Genomic DNA, 18,298 nt, shown 5'->3' with positions numbered 1-18,298 from the left:
AACGAACGTTTATAACATGTATAACTAAATAAAAAGGTGTGCTTATGATTAAGAAAGCAATCGGTTACGTAAGAGTATCAACCTCTGAACAAGGAAGAAGTGGGTTAGGGCTAAAGGTTCAAGAATCGGATATAAAGGAATTCTGTAAAAATGAGGGTATTGAGTTAATCAAGATATTATCCGAAGTGGAAAGCGGAAAAGGATTTGATGCTTTAGAGAAACGCCCTGTATTATCTCAAGCATTAAATTGCGCTAAAAAGGAATCAGCTTATATCATTGTGAATAAGTTAGACAGACTAGGTCGCGATGTTGCTTTTATATCATCGCTAATGGCAAATAAAATCCCATTTATTGCAGCACAACTTGGAAGAGACGCAGACCCCTTTATGCTCCACCTATACGCGGCTCTATCCGAAAAGGAACGGGAGTTGATTAGCACTAGAACAAAGGCGGCTCTACAAATATTAAAGGCGCGAGGGGTTCAACTAGGTAATCAAACAAATTTAAATGAAGCACGGCTAAAGAGCAATGCAATAAACAAGAAGCTAGCCAGTGACTTCGCTAGAACCGTAATCGACATTATCGAGGGGTATCGGATTAAAGGTTTATCAATGGGGAATGTGGCTAATGAATTAAATAAACTAGGCGTAAAAACGAGGCGCGGGGGTCAATGGCACGCATCAACAGTGAAGAATCTTATTGACCGAGAGAAAACCGTATAAATTTAGGCCTATCTAATTATATTTTTAAAAGGCTCTGAATAATTCGGAGTACTGTGTCCGCGTGACATAAATATCCATCCTATGGTGCACTGGTGGCTTGAAATGAAAAACAATACAGGGATGTAAGTCTTATTGAGATGACGGCAGTGAGTGCCGTCGTTGGTGCGTTATCGTGAGATATTTGTTGCTAGTGTTTTGAATTGCAATACTATGATTTTTTGAGCGTAAATAAAGACTAATCGCAGTCTAAGTCTAATTTCACTGTGTTGCTTAATTGACCCTTTTATACGTTGTTACTTTAAGATTTCGAGATCAAAAATTTGGAAACTCGCGTTTATAGTTAACCGTCATGTTTAATATTCCTATTTTTGTTTTTCACTGTCCCATATAAGTTAAGTTTAGCCAGCTTGTGTCGTACCAATCTTGTATTTTCGACCTATCACCAAGTCGACACGGGGGTTTGTGTTTTTGTTTAGTGAATGCGTGGGGGGGGATATCAGGTCAAAAAATGGGAAAAAAATAAAAATAGAATGGATTAGAAACGGCAGTTATTGGCGAAATATAATACTTATAATGAGGTAGGATATGTTTTTTTTGCTTAAAATAAAACATATACCTTATTAATTGAGGGGTTATAAACCCTAATTGATAAAACATTTTTTGTAATTAGAATGCGGGTCAAACTGTTGTTTTTTTGTGTTGGTTTGTAGGCGTAAAAAAGGGATAAAAAAGTATTGTTTAGAGACTTCTGAGGTATGGCTAGAGAGGTAGTTCGGGTGTGCTTGTATGGAGTATGAGACAATGAAAAAAATGCCCCTTGATGCTTTCAGTTCAAAGGGCATTCTTGCACCATGCGCAAAGGGTTCAGACCTTTCACATGGACTTTGAAATATCATTTCATCATTGGTAAAACAAAAAGACAATACCAGTCCTTTTGAGTAATTATCTTATCACGGGCCAGGTTATATTAAAACGTTTTACCATGATGAAACCTTACAAACGGTAAGTCATTATGGAAATCTCAATAAAAAATAAAGCTCAAAATATTAACCAGTCATCACTCGCTATTCCAGCTATTGCAGAAACCCCTCCAGCCGCTCCTCTATCTGTCAATATTCTAGATAAGGCAGTCCTGTACCAAAAAAGAGCTAATGAAGCGTACAGAGGAGAAACAACCACACCGCGCCAATTCGTCGAAAGACTAAAGACCAATGATGAGCATGTAGTTGCTTATCAGCGAAAACTAAAAACAGAAGGGAAAAGTGAGGCAGTTAAAGCCCTGAAAATAAAGATGAGTGCTATCTCATTCTCAGGGGGTGTTAATGATTCTTGCGGTAGAAGAGCAAAAGACTTTGACAAGGACAGCTGTACTGGCATATTTCACGTTGATATTGATGCTCTACAGGATAGCGCGGGCGTGGAACGGGTCATTGGCATAGTAAAGGCTACGCAAGGCTGCCTGTTCGCGTTTAGATCGGTCAGCGGGCTAGGCGTTAAGGCGGGGTTTAATGTTGGTCAGTTTGATAATGATGAGCAGTTCAAAGAGATATTTTATAAGTTTGAATATCTCTTTAAGGTAGAGCATGGAATTACTATTGACCCCGCCTGCAAGGATATTTTAAGGCTTTGTTTCACTTCCTATGACCCTGATTATTTCATTAATGATGATGCGGTCGAGATTGACGTTAACGCAATGGACTTGCCAGCAATAAATAATGTTTTTGAATCACCTGATAACGACCTGCCAGTACAAAACATTCCTTCACTGGTCGCTGTACCCGATGCCCACCCCTGGACAGCAGAAAGAATAAAGGAGGTCATTAAACACATTCCTAGCGAAGACTATGACCAATGGATAATGGTCGGCATGGCTATTTATCACTCAGGCGCAAATGGTGGTTTTTCTGTGTGGGACGAGTGGTCAAAAACCAGTAAAAAATATAACAAAACAGAGATATCCAAAAAATGGTGTTCTTTTGATAATGGGGACAACCCTAAAAATGTATCAATGGGGACAGTGGTCAAGCTATCAAGAGAACACACTAAACAAATAAAATGGAATCACACAACAATGAAAGGCAAACCCATCCCAACGCCTGAAAATCTTGAGGCGCTTATAGAGTATTACGGTGTCAGTGTCAGTTATGATGAATTACTACTTGAAACTAACATTAAGGGCATCCAATCAATGAAGGGAAACGAACATAATTCTTTAATCGCGTTTCTAAAAGGTAAGTGTGCAATTCATGGGATTAGTGATCGTGTTGTTGACATGCAACTGGATGCAATCATCGAGAGCAATATCATTAACCCAGTCACTGATTGCCTGAAAGTCATCACGCGCACCAAGTCTAATAATCCAGTTGATGAACTTGTGGAGTTGCTGCCCGTGGACAATAAGACGTGGGTTAAAATCGCGATGTATCGCTGGCTAATACAGTGTTGTGCCGCGGCTGATATGGCAAGGAATACACCTAACGACGACGCTATAGACAAATATGAGTCTGTCCTGGTATTTTTTGGAGAACAAGGACACAAAAAGACTTCATTTATACGCTATATACTGCCTAAGTTACTGCATAAATACACAAAGGAAGGGATTTTATTAGATGTTAAAGACAAGGACTCAATGCTTCATGTATTAAAGTGCTGGATTCCTGAGCTTGGAGAACTTGATTCAACATTTAAGAGAAGTGACATATCAGCACTAAAAGCGTTCTTGTCGATGACAGAGGATGAGATAAGACTGCCGTATGCACGTAAGCCACTAAAAATAACGCGACATATTTCATGTATAGGCACTGTAAACGAAAAGGAGTATTTAAGAGACGCAACGGGTAACAGGCGTTTCTTGCCTATAACGACGACAGGATCACTAGACATCATTGTTAAAGAAAACTTCGACTATACGGACTTGTGGGGTTATGTGTGGGGTCAATATATGCAGGGTGAACAGTGGTGGCTTACAGAAGAGGAGGAAGTACTACAGAAAGAAGTCTTATCCAAGCATGAGGACACTAATCTCAAGGAGTTGTTACTTGATGTTTATAACTTTGATACCTCACACACTAAAAAAATGACATCGACAGAGGTATTAAGAGATCTGTCACAAAAAACCACACGGCAAAATCAAATAAAACTTGGGATTGTCCTTAAAGATTTGTCCGTTGAGAAATCTACACCAAGAAGTAGGGATTATATGATGCCATTGTTAAGAGATGTTTACCCAAATCGGTTTCCAGACTCTTAGTCTAATCCCATCTTAGATTTACTTTTATTTATTGAGAGTTGGGGTGATATTGCTTTTATGCGTATCGCCTCTTTTTGCCTATAACCTCGCACATCATTGTCACTACATTGTCACCATCATTGTCACGCTCGCTACACACCTGCTGTTAAGGACTCTTTACAAGCCCTTTAAAAATCATTGTCACCCGTCATTGTCACGTGCTCCAGCCCTTTAAATACAGGGTGTGTATCTGCTTTCTAGAAAAAAATGACAAAGATGCACTTTTTTCATAGAGCATATATCATTAGTTTTATTATATTCTCTACTTCCTCTAAAACTAATGACCATCATTGTCACTAATACCACCTTAGACCACGTGACTACTGGGTTGCAATGTCGATGACAATGTAAAAAAGCATATATACAAACGTGCTCAAAATCCTCTGTATCCCCTGTCCTTACTGCTCTACATAGGATGACAATGTGTGACAATGTAGTGACAATGATTTAATAAATGGATTACAAGTTGCTATTTTACCTGATACCACCCCACCCATTCACCAAACAAAAACATAAACCCCCGTGTCGACTTTGTGAGAGGTTGAAAATACAAGGTTGAACGAAAATCAAATATTCATTAGGGCACGTAAAATAGGGGTTATAAAATTTTCATGATGGGTAAAGGGTAGACAAAAACTGGCGTGTTCACTCTAAATATGTGATGATTTTGTGATGTGATTAATAGTTACACTCTCATAGAATAACAATTACGGGTGATAAAGTGGCATTAGTAACAATGACAGAGGCCTCACGATTAATCGGAAAATCGAAGCAGACTTTATACCGACATGTCTCATCTGGTAGGGTATCGAGGAATAGTGATGGTTTTCTTGATACTGCGGAATTAATCCGTGTGTACGGTGAACTGAAACAAAATACAACGTCAAAGGTTACAAAAACATCCGTGCCAGTGGTGCAGGTTGAGAGGTCTCATATAGAATGGCTTGAGAAACAGGTCGATGGGCTTAGGGACGATATAAAACAAGTTAGAGACGATTCCCTAGCTCGTGAAATTCGATTAATGGCATTACTTGAACATAAAATTGATACGACACAAAGCGAAACATCATCAGATAGACCAGTTATTAGAAGGGTGTTCTCAAAGTTATTTAAGTGATGTATTGTGTGTCACAATGAAGAGGGGAATTTGCCAATCCGAAGTGCGCGATAGCGCGCGAGGGAGACTAAAATTTTATCCCGAATAGCCGTAGAGCCATTTTTGGCGGACGCAGGGAGGCTGTAGCTCTATTTTAGTTGAAAATGCTAAACTTATGTGGCTGAAATTTAATCTTATGATCGGAGGTAATAGGGGAATTTTGTGTTTTGCGATAGAACCTAGTTATGCCTGAAGGCCAGGAGGTCTACGTTTTTAATAATTATTGCGACAGAACCAGAAATATCTCAAAGCACTTACAGAACTAGAGCAAGAAATTTATAAGGCTGCGTAATGAATGACGTTAATAGTAATAACCAGACAGGACAAATACATTTTTATCAAGGGAGTGAAGCCTTAAAAAACAAAAATCCTTTAGACGCTATTAAACAAAAAATGGCTGAATTTTCCAATGTGAAAAATGTAAGTTTTTTACTTGGAGCCGGAGTAAGTTCAGGGGCTATCCTTGATATGAAGGGTATGCACGCTGAGATTAGTCAGAGTATCGATGAAAACACCAATTTACAAGTTAAAACGAAATATCTGTATAAAAAACTTTCAGGAGATAACTTAGAAAAAGTACTAGGTGTTTTGTATGCAAAAAAACACTTTCTGGAAGGAACAATTGAACCTGATAAAACTGAAAAAACTGAAGAAACTGAAAAAGATAGCGTGAATGAGCTAATCAATCATATACAAGATCAGATGTTTTCCAAGATAAACATTGATTTATTAGGTGAAAAAAGCTGCTGAAACCTTAAGTTTATACAAAAAACTATATCAAAAGGTGGCACTAAGAAACAAAGACCTTTCTCGTATCAATATTTTTACAACCAATAATGATTTATTTAATGAAAAGGCCCTGGATAACCTCAATATAAATTACAACAATGGCTTTGGTGGTGGACTTGAGCGAGTATTCAACCCTGCAAGATTTAATTATACATTTTCAAAAAAGATCGATGCTAATTTAGAAAAGTTTGAGCCATTAGAAAACATGGTGTATTTGTACAAACTACACGGTTCTATTAGTTGGATTGAAAAAGAAGGGAACTCATTATTCAATATTCAAGAGGTACCTATCGAAGGAGGTACAAGAAAACAGAATAAGGAGCATGTTTTAATTTACCCAACACCATTGAAGCAAAATCAAAGTTTAGGTTCTCCATATTCTGATTTGATTAGGGAATTTCAAACTAAATTAGCACAACCTAATTCTGTATTATTTATAATTGGGCTATAGCTTTAGTGACGAACATCTAAACAATATAATTTATCAATCTCTAGCATCTAATTCATCTATTTCTGTCGTAATCTTTGGGAAATATGAGGACTGTCCTCTCTCAAAAATCAATGACAATAGAATTTACAGGATTTTTGGTGAATCAGAAACAGGGGAGAATATTCACTATTTTGAATCAATCGTGAACAAGCTACTACCAGACTTAGATGAAAACAAAGAAAAATCATTGTTGGAAGAATTTGTTAAAGAATTAACTAAATCAGCTGTTACTGGTGCCTAGTGGAATGAGAATAGGAAAACTTACCGCAATTAATTACAGTCAACTTAGAGTTAAAATATCATCTGAAATTAGAGGTGGATCGGTTAATTTATATGGCAATATTTATTATTTTGGAAATATTGGTAGTTACCTGAAAATAACCAATGCTATTGGTGAAGTCATTATTTGTGAAGTGATTTCCATCTTTGACTCTGACCTCCACCAAGAAAAATTTTCTTTTGACATTGAAAGTAATAGAGAGCTTTTAATTAAACCCATTGGAACGATCAACAGATTGAAAGAATTCAATTTAGGTGTTGGTGTGTTTCCTTCTCTTTATAGTGATGTGAGTATTGTTACCTATGAAGATATGGAAATAATTTTGCGGACAAATAATGAACCTCAAAATGACAGCTATACAAATGGTATAACGCATGAATCTTTTTCCTTAGGAATAAGCAAAAACCTAATCAATTACCTCATTGATGTTAATATTGACAGTTTTTTTAATATTCACTCAGCTGTTTTAGGTAATTCAGGAAGTGGGAAATCAAATACCATTGCCCATATTATTCAAGAAATTCATCGCAAAAAAAGTTATTCTGCGATTGGTTCAAGGGTTCTTGTTTTTGATGTAAATGGCGAATATAAAAAAGCGTTCACAAACGGTTTAAATGCAAATATTTCTATCAAATATTACAAACCAAATATTAAAAATGATAGTGATGGTTATCAACCTTTTTACTTACCTCATTTTTTACTGACAATAGATGAGTGGAGTGCTTTTTTATTAGCAACAGAAGCAACACAGCGACCATTCTGGGATAAAGTTTTACAAGAAAGCTATCGATTTTATAGGATTGGAAGTTCAAGTGGCGAAGACCAGGAAAAGTTTGCTAATTATTTGAGATATAGAGTGTGCAATTTGATATATAGCACATTGAAGATGGCCGATACTGACACAGCCAGAATAACAACAGCAGCAAGTATTCTCGGTAGTATAACAAGCATTATTAAGAGTAACTCTGACCTTGAAAATGTTTCGGCTAATTTAATAGATGACATAAAAAAATTGCAAGCTGCCTGTACTATTTCGTATGGAGACAATAAGAATAAATTAGGCGCCGCAACGCAAGAAGTTGCAAAGAAAGTTGATAGCACCAAAGTTAAAGAAGTTATAAATTCAAAAATCAAAAATGGTGAGTTCTTTGATCATAAATTTTTAAAAATTGCTGCTGAACTAATTCTTTTAGAAGAAGATGTCCGTGGAAATAAGCAAATTAGAGGCTACACAGCAACCATGCTCACACGGTTAGATTTCTTTTTAGATAACCCTGATTGTGAATTTATGAGGGAATCTCATGAGATTATAAGTATTAATTGTTTTCTATCAAATCTTTGGGCCAATGAAACTGACCGTTCCCAATTAATCATTATTGATACCAGTGAATTAAGCCCTGATATTCTGGAAACATTGACGAGTGTAGTTTCAAGGCTTCTTTTTGATGAAAGAAAAAAACTCATTGGTGAAAATCGCAGAAAAAAACCTATCCATCTAATTTTAGATGAAGCTCATAGATATATTAAAAAGCATCATGAGTATCTATTAAAAGAAAATATTTTTGAAAAAATTGCCAGAGAAGGAAGAAAATACTCCTTCTACTTATTGGTTTCATCTCAAAGACCCTCTGAGTTATCAGAAACGGTACTTTCACAATGTGCGAACTTTATAATTCATAGAATTCAAAATGAGAGAGATATGCAATACATACAAGCAATTCTCCCCTATTTTTCTGAAGCCTTTACTAATAAAATTAAACAGTCCACACCTGGTGAAGCGTTAGTTTTTGGGAATTGTGTATCAATGCCTTTACATCTAAAAATTAATAAATCGAACCCAGCCCCCAATAGTGATAACTGTAAAATTCCGGAGGAATGGTTTATACCCAAATGGCTTCAAGATGCAGAATTGAGCACTTGAAAGTTGTCGTTAATTCTTCCATTTAAAGATTCAGCTATTTCAGGCAAAATATCATCAAAAAAATGATTTATTTGATTCCTGAATTCCTTGGCAGTCGCAAAATATTTATTATTTCTAACCTGTTCATTCATCACTTTCCAAAGCCGCTCTATTGGGTTTAAATTGGGGCTATAAGGCGGTAAATAATGGAGCTTAATATTTAACTCTTTTGCTTTATTGACGACTTGATCTGAACGATGATATCCCGCTCCATCAAGGACAATCGCTGCCAGCCATGGAGAGCGAAAGCGAGGGCTGGTAGTCCCCCGCTGAAAATCATGGAAACGGAGCTTAGCGAAGTGGTTATTTTTAGTCCCTGATAGGAGACAGGGCAATTCGCTGATTCGACGTGTGCTAGCAGCACGCGAGAGGAGCAAGAATTGCATTCCGAATAGCCGTCCAGCCAGTGAGGTTGTAATGACGACGCGGCTTTTGTGCGTAGTCGTTACGGACGCAGGGCGTTCAGGGCATCTCCCATCCGTTGCGTAGGTGAACGAATTATGGCGACAGGAGTCCCAGAATTTCGTGAGGTAGCATGGCGCGCCTGAGAAGGCGTAGGGCCGTTGTTTTGTCGAAATCGTAGCGCTAGCGTAGGTGTAGACAAAAAAAAGGCATTCCGAAACGCCGTCCAGTCATTTGAGGGAGTGTTACGAAGCCAGCACCGAGTTTACGATGGTAGTGGCGAAGTGGCACGTACGCAGGACGTCTGGGGCACCGAAGGCATTAGTGGTCGCGTTAAGTTTTTGCCGCTTGCTTGGGCTGGGATGCCCAAAACAAGCTTTCGCAAAAATAGCGACTCCCCGCGATTCCACCCGTTCACGTAATTTGGGATGTTGGTTTAGGCGGGCTATAAAAGACTTGTTGTTACTCTGGCTCACAATCTGTGTCAATTGAAATAGTGATATTCTAACAAATCCCCCGCAGTTTTAATCACACCCTAATGCCAGTGCAATGCTATACAGCCTTGTGCAGACGTCGGTGGCCAACAATCTGGAGCCGTTTGATTACCTAAAGTATTTACTCACTGAGCTACCCAGGCTTGGTAGGCATTATGAACCAGATGCACTGGATCAATTTCTACCTTGGAACTTAATCGAAAAAATTAAGCCTTTAAAGTAAATTGTGTAGCCTGTCTAGGTGGGAAGAATAGACGCTTACGATCATAAGGTTTAATTTCAGCAAAGAAGATTGACATGCTCAACTAAAAATGGCTCTATTTTCCAAGCTATTACTTTCCTGAATACCACATGATACTTGGCTTTTACACTAGATTATCGTAATTTTAATGATGGGATTAGACTGTTTTTCTCCTGCATGATGTTTTATCCACTGAAGTTTCCCAATGCTATTGCCTAAGGGGAATTAAGTAGGGGGTTGCTATAAACATGGCAAAACCACCTAAAATAAACCTCGATACACCAGCATTGTGTATTTCAGCTACTCAATAATTAGGTCACAGTTGGTTTCTACACAAAACCAGATTTGTCTTTTTGCGACAGAGCCGACAAAAGATATTTTTTAAAAAAATAGCTATAAATTACAGCTAAACTTGCTATGTCTTGGTTGTATGGGTTAAGGTTATTGGCAATAGAATCTGATATTTCCTATTTCAGATTTAGAAACAAGCCCAGAACTTTTAAAGTTTAGGGCTTAAAGGCAAAAAAAACCCAAGCATTTTTAAGTACTTGGGTTTCTTGCCTTTAATAAAGGTTGTGTATGAGTGCGACTAACACTCACCACAGCTTGAAAGTAAGAGACCAACTCTTGCAATCAAACGGACGTTAATTATATCTTAATTAGCCTCTCATTTGTTAAGCATTTTCGGTTTTTCTTCTCTCCTTTCAAGCTCAGCCCCTATTTTGGAATCATGATGTTTTGGAATAGGTCAGGACAGCGTTGTCAATCAAGGACTTTGCTAAGGCAACCCATAAGGCATTTTTTGTATAAAGTAGAAGTCGCAGACTTAATCCGTCTTGTCTGCGGGATTTGAATTTTATAATGCAAAAAATGGCGCGTTTGGAGCAAGGGCAGATATTTTATATCTGGTAACGCGCAGGGCGTGGCGGAAGTGAAAGGGGCTTAAAAACTCAAGTAACTCGATCCCAAGATACACAGAAACTCAAGCCTATATTATCTGTTTTTTTAAACAGGTCATGGGGGGGGCTGTGAAAAGGGAATGGTGAGCCTGCCTTAGGGGCTCAATGGCTGAACTATCTAGCTTTTTATTCTTAAAAAAATACAATTGATTATTATTGATGCGCGGAGCGCGGTTTAAGAGAAATCATATTGCTGTGATTGATAGTGATTGTGGGGAATGTGTTGGCTAGTGTTGGTAAGGGGTGGATAACGTCTTTTTGTTATCCATGCTTTATCAATACGTCCCGTAGGGAGCCAATATATTCCCCACATGAACGGTATATCGCAGCATTTGCAGAATGCGCCCTACGAGCATGATAAGGGGGCTAGCCTTACTTGTATAAGCATTTGAATAAGGCTGCTCTGCCTGAAGAACAGGATTTCTACGTTTTCAATAATATTTGTGACAGAACAAAAAAGCGCCTGATGATGAAAAAAAATAGCGTAGAAAAACTTTTTTACGCTATTTTAAAAATAGAGAAACAACAGTTTTAGCTACTATCCATTGTGTTAATTGAGTGAATATAGATGACAAAAGAAAAAAATATTGAAGAGAGGTTAATTGGGAAGCTAGTAGATCTCAAGTATACATATCGGGATGATATTTGTGACAAGGTCGCACTTGAGAAAAATTTCCGTAAAAAGTTCGAAGTGCTAAATAGTGTAAGCCTCACTGAGTCTGAGTTCGCTCGCTTACGAGATGATATTGTCACCGAGGACGTATTTAAAGCATCAAAAACATTGCGAGAAACAGGATATTTTCGACGGGAAGATGGAACGCCCCTACATTACACCCTTGTCAATATAAAAGATTGGTGTAAAAACGAGTTTGAGGTCATTAACCAGTTACGAATGAACACCAGTGATAGCTACCATTGTTACGATGTAATATTGCTCATCAACGGCATACCTGTCGTGCAAATTGAGTTAAAAAATCACCAGATCGTTACTCGCCGAGCTATGGAGCAAATCGTTAACTACAAAAAAGATTCTGGCAATGGTTATGGCAATACCATTATGTGCTTTATGCAGCTATTTATTGTTAGTAATGAATACAGAACTTACTACTTTGCTAATAACCACAATGAACACTTTAGCTTTGATGCAGATGAACGTTTTTTACCTATTTATCAGTGGGCAGATAAAGATAATAGAAAAATTAATCACCTACACTGCTTTGCCAAAGCGTTTTTAGCTAAATGTACTTTAGGGCAGAATATCAGCCGCTATATGGTACTTGTGGAGTCAGAACGAAAAATGATGATGATGCGGCCATATCAAATATATGCGGTTAAAGCCATCGTTGACTGCATCCAACAAAACCTTGGAAATGGCTATATTTGGCACACCACTGGATCAGGAAAAACACTAACATCCTTTAAAGCCTCTACGCTACTCAAAGACAATTCAAATATTGAAAAATGCTTATTTGTAGTTGATCGAAAGGATTTAGATCGTCAAACCCGTGAAGAATTTAATAAGTTTCAAGAAAGTTGTGTAGAAGAAAACACCAATACTGAAACGCTTGTTCGGCGCATGTTATCTGAAGACTACGCCGATAAGATCATTGTAACGACCATTCAAAAACTGGGGTTAGCACTGGACGAAAATAGCAAACGGAATAAAAGCAGGCTTAAAGAGGGAAAACAAACCTACAAAGAGCGTTTATCTCCCCTGCGGAACAAGCGGGTTGTGTTTATCTTTGACGAATGCCACCGTTCGCAATTCGGTGAAAACCATAAATCCATTAAAAAATTCTTCCCAAAATCACAGCTTTTTGGCTTTACTGGCACACCCATTTTTGATCTTAACTCAAGCTACACACAAGTGGATGGTACAGACGGATCATTTAAAACGACCAAAGATATATTTGAAAAAGAGTTGCACGCCTACACCATTACCAATGCCATTGACGATAGAAATGTACTCAGCTTTCATATTGATTATTTTGGCGAAGGACATAATAGTAAAAAACAAAAAAGTGAGAGCCTACCGACTGATGCCGTGGTAAAAGAGATATTGGCAAAGCACGACGCAGTAACCAATCACCGCCGCTTTAATGCAGTACTGGCAACCGCTTCTATTAACCATGCGATAGACTATGTTGAAGAATTCAAAATTCAACAAGAACAGCAGCAAGTCGAAGATCAGAACTTTACGCCTCTGAATATTGCATGCGTATTCTCACCGCCTGCTCAAAGGGGAGCGAAAGATAAAACCAACTCAGATAATAGCAATGTAGATAAAAACAGCAAAAGATATTAAACAACTACAAGAAGACTTGCCGCAAGAAAAAGCGGACAACCAAGTAGAGCCAGAAAAGAAAAAAGAAGCTCTTAAAGAAATTATTGCCAACTATAATCAGCAATATGGCACTAACCATAAAATTAACGAATTTGATCTTTACTACCAAGATGTACAGCAACGCATAAAAGACCAAAAATACAGCAATGCCGGTTTCCCCCACAAAAATAAAATTGATATTGTCATTGTAGTGGATATGTTACTGACAGGGTTTGACTCTAAATTCCTTAATACACTTTACGTGGATAAAAACTTAAAATACCACGGCTTAATTCAAGCCTTCTCGCGGACAAATCGCGTCCTTAATGACAGTAAGCCTTGGGGTAATATTCTCGATTTTCGTGGGCAAGAAACTGAAGTTAACGCCGCTATCGAGCTTTTCTCAGGGGCGGCTAAAAACCGTGCTAAAGAAATCTGGTTAGTAGATTCTTCCCCTGTAGCAGTTAAAAATTACCAAAAATCCATCGAAACACTAGATGCTTTTATGCAAGGAAAAGGGCTGGATTGTAGCCCATCAGAAGTGGCTAATCTAAAAGGTGATATTGCCAAAGCTGAGTTTATTAACCACTTTAAAACAGTGCAAAAGCTCAATACCCAAATTGAGCAATACACTGAGCTTAGTGATGAGGAACAGCAACACATAGAGACTGCTTTATCTATCGAAGACTTGCGCGGCTTTAAAAGTGCTTACTTAGAAATAGCCAAAGACCTTAAGCGCAAGCAAGATAAAGACGGTGAAGGTATTGAGATCGAAGTGCAACAATTAGATTTTGAATTGGTGATCTTTGCTTCTGCTGTGATCGATTACGATTTCATTATGGGATTAATCGCCAAATCCACCCAAGACAGCAACAAAGAAAAAATGACACGCAAAGAACTAATCAACATGATTAGTAGCCAGGCAAGCCTAATGGAAGAAAGTGAAGATATTATTGATTATATCAACAGCCTCAAGGTTGGCGAAAAACTAGATAAAGATCAAATCCACGCGGGCTACCAAGATTTTAAGTCAGATAAAGCTGCCAATGAAATAAGCATTCTAGCTATAAAATATGACCTACAGCCACAACACCTACAGGGATTTGTTGATACGATTATGAATCGCATGATTTTTGATGGTGAGGATTTAAGTGATTTATTGTCACCGCTAGAACTGGGATGGAAAGCCCGCATAAAAAAAGAATCGGCGTTAATGGAAGACTTAGCCCCACATTTACATAAACAGGCGCAAGGACGTGAAATTTCTGGGTTATCGGCGTATGAGTAAGAAGAGTAAAAAAGGCCTGATGCAGAAGCTATTCCTTGCTGAATGTGAAACTGTTCCCCAACTTCGGTTTCCTGAGTTTCGTGGGGCTGGCGAGAGAATCTTTGTAAAATCGGTGAGGTTTTACTGGTTATGGGTTTCCTGAAGAATTACAAGGAAAAGCACAAGGTGAATACCCATTTTACAAAGTTAGTGATATATCTAACGCTATCTTAATGGTAGTCATTTTATTGACAAGCAGCACACTATATAAATGAAGAAGATCTAGCTTTGATACAGGCAAAAACATACAATGGGCACAACTATTTTTGCAAAAATTGGCGAAGCGATCAGGTTAAATCGTCGAGTACTCACTACTTCAGAATGTTTAATTGACAATAACGTGCTGGTGTAAAAGCTATTCTAGGGCAAAGCTAACGATCTTTATATTTTCTACGTGCTTTCACAGGAAATTTGATCGAATATTCAGGCGGCGTGGTACCTTCTTGTAATAAAAGTACTCATTGAAAATATTTCAGTTTTTAGTGCGGAGCTAGAAGAACAACAAAAAATCGCCGACTGTCTATCTTCCCATAGACGATCTCATCACCGCCCAAGCCCAAAAAAATAGAATCACTCAAAGATCATAAGAAAGGCCTGATGCAGCAGCTTTTTCCTACAACTGATGAGGTGGAACAATGAGTAATACCTTAGAAGACAGGCGCGCCATGCTACCTCACGAAATTCCGGGACTCCTGTCGCCGTAATTCGTTCACCTACGCAGCGAATAGGAGATGCTCCAGCCGCCCTGCGTCCGCCACAGACTGAGCACAAAGCAGCTCAGTCATGGCTACCACAAATGGCTCTACGGCTATTCGGGATAAAATTTTAGCCTCCCTCGCGCGCTATCGCGCACTTCGGATTGGCAAATTTCCCTGCGCCTTCTGGAGACTATCAGCCCGTCCGGGGCTGACAGCGGCTGGTGACGCATTTACGTCACCAGCTATCCCCTGGGGGAGACAATAAAAAATATCTGTTGCTGTTTGCTTATAACGGCACAGGAAAAACACGATTTATCCATGAGCTTCAAAGAAGAAGGAAAAAACAATGGTGAAGCAGACACCCTGTATTTCAATGCCTTTACCGAAGATTTATTTAGTTGGGACAAATGACTTAGCTATCAAGAAAGCGACAGTCAAAGGGTATTGAAGCTTAATGCAGATTCGCGCTTTTTCGCTGGCCTGCAAGAGTTTGAAATGGATAACCGTATTCGTAAACTATTACAGCGCTATGCAGACTTTGATTTTAAAATTGATACAAATAATTGGACGGTTAGCTTTAATCGTGAGGTTACTAACGATGAAAGCAGCGAAACAATAGAGGATATTAAAATCTCCCGAGGAGAGGAAAATATCTTTATTTGGTGTTTCTTTCTTGCTGTAGCGCAACTCGCTATTGACGAGCAAGAGGCTTACGATTGGGTTAAATACATCTACATCGACGACCCTATATCATCATTGGATGATAACAATGCCATTGCTGTGGCTAGCCATTTAGCACAGTTACTTATAAAGCCAAGCAAGATAAAAACGGTTATATCATCACACCACACCTTATTTTTTAACGTGTTATGGAATGAGCTAAACGATAAGAAAAAATGCCAACCTTATTATCTGAGTAACGACAGCAACTCAAAGGGTTATAACTTGCGTTACACCAATAGCACTCCGTTTTTTCACCATGTTGCTTTGCTAAAACAATTACATGAAGCGGCTGAATCTGACAACCTATATACCTATCACTTCAACATACTGCGTAATTTACTTGAGAAAACAGCCACCTTTCATGGCTTTAAAAACTTTTCAGCATGCATCAAAAAGGATAACGATGACCCTGAAGATATTGTCCATGCACGTATGATTAATGTATTAAGCCATGGCAATTATTCGCTGTTTGACCCCGTGGAAATGCTGGATGAAAACAAACAGTATTTCAAAAAAATTCTTGAGGATTTTATGACTAATTACAGGTTTAATCCTGAACTATTCCCTAAGCAAACAGATAAAAACATAGAAGAGTCAACCTAACCATGACAGAGAACAACACAAAGAGCTGGGTAGAACCCTTTGGGGTATTGCCGACCAATTACGTGGCGCAATGAATGCGGATGACTTTCGGGATTATATGTTGTCGTTTTTGTTTTTACGGTATTTGTCAGATAACTACGAGTTTGCAGCCAACAGAGAATTAGGCGCTGATTATCCTAAGCTTGAAGAAATGGATAAGCGTGCTCCCCTGGCTCTGTGGTATGAGAAAAACACAGAGGATATTGACGAGTTTGAAAAGCAAATGCGCCGTAAAGTGCATTATGTTATTAAGTCAGAATACCTGTGGAGCAGCATCGCAGAGTTAGCTAGAACACAAGATGCTGACTTGCTTGTTACCCTACAGAATGGTTTTAAATACATTGAAAACGAATCCTTTGGAGATAATTTCCAGGGCTTGTTTTCAGAGATTAATTTGAATTCTGAAAAGCTGGGTAAAAATCACGAAGACCGGAATGCTAAACTCTGCAATATCATTTCAAAAATTGCAGAAGGCATTGCTGATTTTTCAACCGATAGTGATGTATTAGGTGATGCCTATGAATACCTGATTGGTGAGTTTGCGGCAGGTTCTGGAAAAAAAGCGGGTGAGTTTTATACGCCGCAACAATTATCCAATATCTTGTCTGAAATCGTCAGCCTTGATAGCCAAGACCCAGCCACAGGGAAAAAGAAAAAATTAAATAAGGTGCTCGATTTTGCCTGTGGTTCAGGTTCGTTATTGTTAAACGTACGCCATAAGTTAGGCGCTAACGGTATTGGTAAAATATACGGGCAAGAGTCTAACATTACGACGTATAACCTAGCCCGTATGAACATGTTGCTGCATGGGGTTAAGGATTCTGAATTTGAAATCTATCATGGTGATTCACTGAACAATGATTGGAGCCTTCTTAATGAAATGAACCCTGCTAAAAAGCTAAAGGTAGATGCTGTCGTAGCAAATCCTCCTTTTAGTTACCGTTGGGAACCTAATGAGTCGTTAAGCGAAGATTTTCGCTTTAAGAGCCATGGGTTAGCTCCTAAATCAGCTGCTGATTTTGCTTTTTTATTACACGGTTTTGGCTTTTTAAGTGACGAAGGCACAATGGCCATTATTTTGCCTCACGGTGTACTATTTCGTGGTGGAGCAGAAAGCCGCATTCGTACTAAGCTACTCAAAGACGGCCATATCGATACTGTTATTGGTTTGCCTGCCAACCTGTTTTTCTCAACTGGGATTCCTGTATGTATTTTGGTGCTAAAAAAATGCAAAAAGCACGATGATGTGTTGTTTATTAATGCCAGTGAATATTTTGAAAAAGGCAAAACGTCAGAATCGATTACGTGATGGTAAAGATGGCGAGCCAAATGATATTAAAAAAATAGTCGAATGTTATCAATTCAGAACTGAAGAAGTGAGATATTCACGGTGTGTAAACATGCGTGAAATTGAAAAAAATGATTTCAACCTGAATATTTCACGTTATGTTAGTACGGCAAAGCCAGAGCCGATCATAGACCTGAAAAGACTGTCAACAGTAAATTAATATCCTTAGAACAGGACGCTTTGACAGGCGACCAAAACCCACAATACATTTCTAGAGGAGCTGGGGGTATCACCGTTACCCTAGCTAAAAATCAGGGAAACGGAGCTTAACGAAGTGATGATTTTTAGTCCCTGGTAGTCGGCAGCGCACGAGGGAGGCAAAGAACTGCATTCCGAAAGCCGTCCAGGGCATCTCCCATTCGCTGCATAGGCGAATGAATTATGGCGACAGGAGTCCTGTAATTTCGTGAGGTAGCATGGAGGGGATGTTACCTTTTTAGTTACTTATACAAACT

The 18,298-nt window shown here is 38.6% G+C and carries 10 protein-coding genes and 5 pseudogenes; 12 read left to right on the top strand and 3 right to left on the bottom strand.

Annotated features, from left to right (window positions below; genetic code table 11):
- The first annotated feature begins 44 nt into the window (after positions 1 to 44).
- The 6 genes from K6984_RS26790 to K6984_RS26770 all read left to right on the top strand — a co-directional run bounded on the left by K6984_RS26790 (position 45) and on the right by K6984_RS26770 (position 8,647).
- Positions 45 to 722, top strand: a complete 678-nt coding sequence (locus K6984_RS26790) for a recombinase family protein (protein WP_221898160.1) — start codon at positions 45 to 47, stop codon at positions 720 to 722.
- Between the two features lie 1,012 nt (positions 723 to 1,734).
- A complete protein-coding gene (locus K6984_RS26785; protein WP_221898159.1) occupies positions 1,735 to 3,972 on the top strand; it encodes a VapE domain-containing protein in 2,238 nt (745 codons plus the stop codon).
- A gap of 760 nt (positions 3,973 to 4,732) precedes the next feature.
- On the top strand, positions 4,733 to 5,128 hold the full coding sequence (locus K6984_RS26780) for a hypothetical protein (protein ID WP_221898158.1): 396 nt from the start codon (positions 4,733 to 4,735) through the stop codon (positions 5,126 to 5,128).
- Positions 5,129 to 5,458: 330 nt separating this feature from the next.
- Complete coding sequence (locus K6984_RS31765) at positions 5,459 to 5,917, top strand: hypothetical protein (RefSeq protein WP_230988306.1); 459 nt, start codon at positions 5,459 to 5,461, stop codon at positions 5,915 to 5,917.
- Positions 5,901 to 6,407 (top strand): SIR2 family protein, encoded by a 507-nt coding sequence (locus K6984_RS31760; RefSeq protein ID WP_230988305.1) that lies wholly within the window; start codon positions 5,901 to 5,903, stop codon positions 6,405 to 6,407. The genes K6984_RS31765 and K6984_RS31760 overlap by 17 nt, the downstream gene beginning before the upstream one ends.
- A 272-nt stretch (positions 6,408 to 6,679) precedes the next feature.
- On the top strand, positions 6,680 to 8,647 hold the full coding sequence (locus K6984_RS26770; RefSeq protein ID WP_230988304.1) for an ATP-binding protein: 1,968 nt from the start codon (positions 6,680 to 6,682) through the stop codon (positions 8,645 to 8,647).
- Here K6984_RS26770 and K6984_RS26765 read toward each other — a convergent pair.
- A pseudogene (locus tag K6984_RS26765) lies at positions 8,623 to 8,910 on the bottom strand (transposase); the annotation flags it as partial. The gene K6984_RS26770 and the pseudogene K6984_RS26765 overlap by 25 nt on opposite strands.
- Entirely contained in the window at positions 8,847 to 9,050 is a 204-nt protein-coding gene (locus K6984_RS26760) for a hypothetical protein (RefSeq protein WP_221898162.1), read from the bottom strand. The gene K6984_RS26760 and the pseudogene K6984_RS26765, both read right to left, overlap by 64 nt.
- A 587-nt stretch (positions 9,051 to 9,637) precedes the next feature.
- Here K6984_RS26760 and K6984_RS26755 point away from each other — a divergent pair.
- From K6984_RS26755 to K6984_RS36730, 3 genes and pseudogenes are all read left to right on the top strand, one after another.
- Positions 9,638 to 9,805 (top strand): transposase domain-containing protein, encoded by a 168-nt coding sequence (locus tag K6984_RS26755; RefSeq protein ID WP_420831730.1) that lies wholly within the window; start codon positions 9,638 to 9,640, stop codon positions 9,803 to 9,805.
- Between the two features lie 1,545 nt (positions 9,806 to 11,350).
- Positions 11,351 to 14,393 (top strand): annotated as a pseudogene (locus K6984_RS26750) (type I restriction endonuclease subunit R).
- A gap of 532 nt (positions 14,394 to 14,925) precedes the next feature.
- Positions 14,926 to 15,071: pseudogene (locus K6984_RS36730) on the top strand (restriction endonuclease subunit S); the annotation flags it as partial.
- On the opposite strand, the gene K6984_RS26745 reads toward K6984_RS36730, so the two are convergent.
- On the bottom strand, positions 15,003 to 15,203 hold the full coding sequence (locus K6984_RS26745) for a hypothetical protein (RefSeq protein WP_221898156.1): 201 nt from the start codon (positions 15,201 to 15,203) through the stop codon (positions 15,003 to 15,005). The pseudogene K6984_RS36730 and the gene K6984_RS26745 sit on opposite strands and share 69 nt — an antisense overlap.
- A 12-nt stretch (positions 15,204 to 15,215) precedes the next feature.
- Here K6984_RS26745 and K6984_RS26740 point away from each other — a divergent pair, with 12 nt between their 5' ends.
- From K6984_RS26740 to K6984_RS26730, 3 genes and pseudogenes are all read left to right on the top strand, one after another.
- A complete protein-coding gene (locus K6984_RS26740) occupies positions 15,216 to 15,395 on the top strand; it encodes a hypothetical protein (RefSeq protein ID WP_221898155.1) in 180 nt (59 codons plus the stop codon).
- Positions 15,349 to 16,456 (top strand): annotated as a pseudogene (locus K6984_RS26735) (AAA family ATPase). The gene K6984_RS26740 and the pseudogene K6984_RS26735 overlap by 47 nt, the downstream one beginning before the upstream one ends.
- A gap of 25 nt (positions 16,457 to 16,481) precedes the next feature.
- Positions 16,482 to 18,087 (top strand): annotated as a pseudogene (locus K6984_RS26730) (type I restriction-modification system subunit M).
- Positions 18,088 to 18,298 lie beyond the last annotated feature (211 nt).

Source organism: Bathymodiolus japonicus methanotrophic gill symbiont (assembly GCF_019721995.1).
GTDB lineage: Bacteria > Pseudomonadota > Gammaproteobacteria > Methylococcales > Methylomonadaceae > Methyloprofundus.
This window is presented reverse-complemented; position numbering and strand designations above follow the sequence as displayed.

Coding starts and splice junctions, on each gene's coding strand:
- K6984_RS26790 (WP_221898160.1), top strand. CDS start 45: ATGATTAAGAAAGCAATCGGTTACGTAAGAGTATCAACCTCTGAACAA.
- K6984_RS26785 (WP_221898159.1), top strand. CDS start 1,735: ATGGAAATCTCAATAAAAAATAAAGCTCAAAATATTAACCAGTCATCA.
- K6984_RS31765 (WP_230988306.1), top strand. CDS start 5,459: ATGAATGACGTTAATAGTAATAACCAGACAGGACAAATACATTTTTAT.
- K6984_RS26755 (WP_420831730.1), top strand. CDS start 9,638: ATGCTATACAGCCTTGTGCAGACGTCGGTGGCCAACAATCTGGAGCCG.
- K6984_RS26740 (WP_221898155.1), top strand. CDS start 15,216: ATGGCTACCACAAATGGCTCTACGGCTATTCGGGATAAAATTTTAGCC.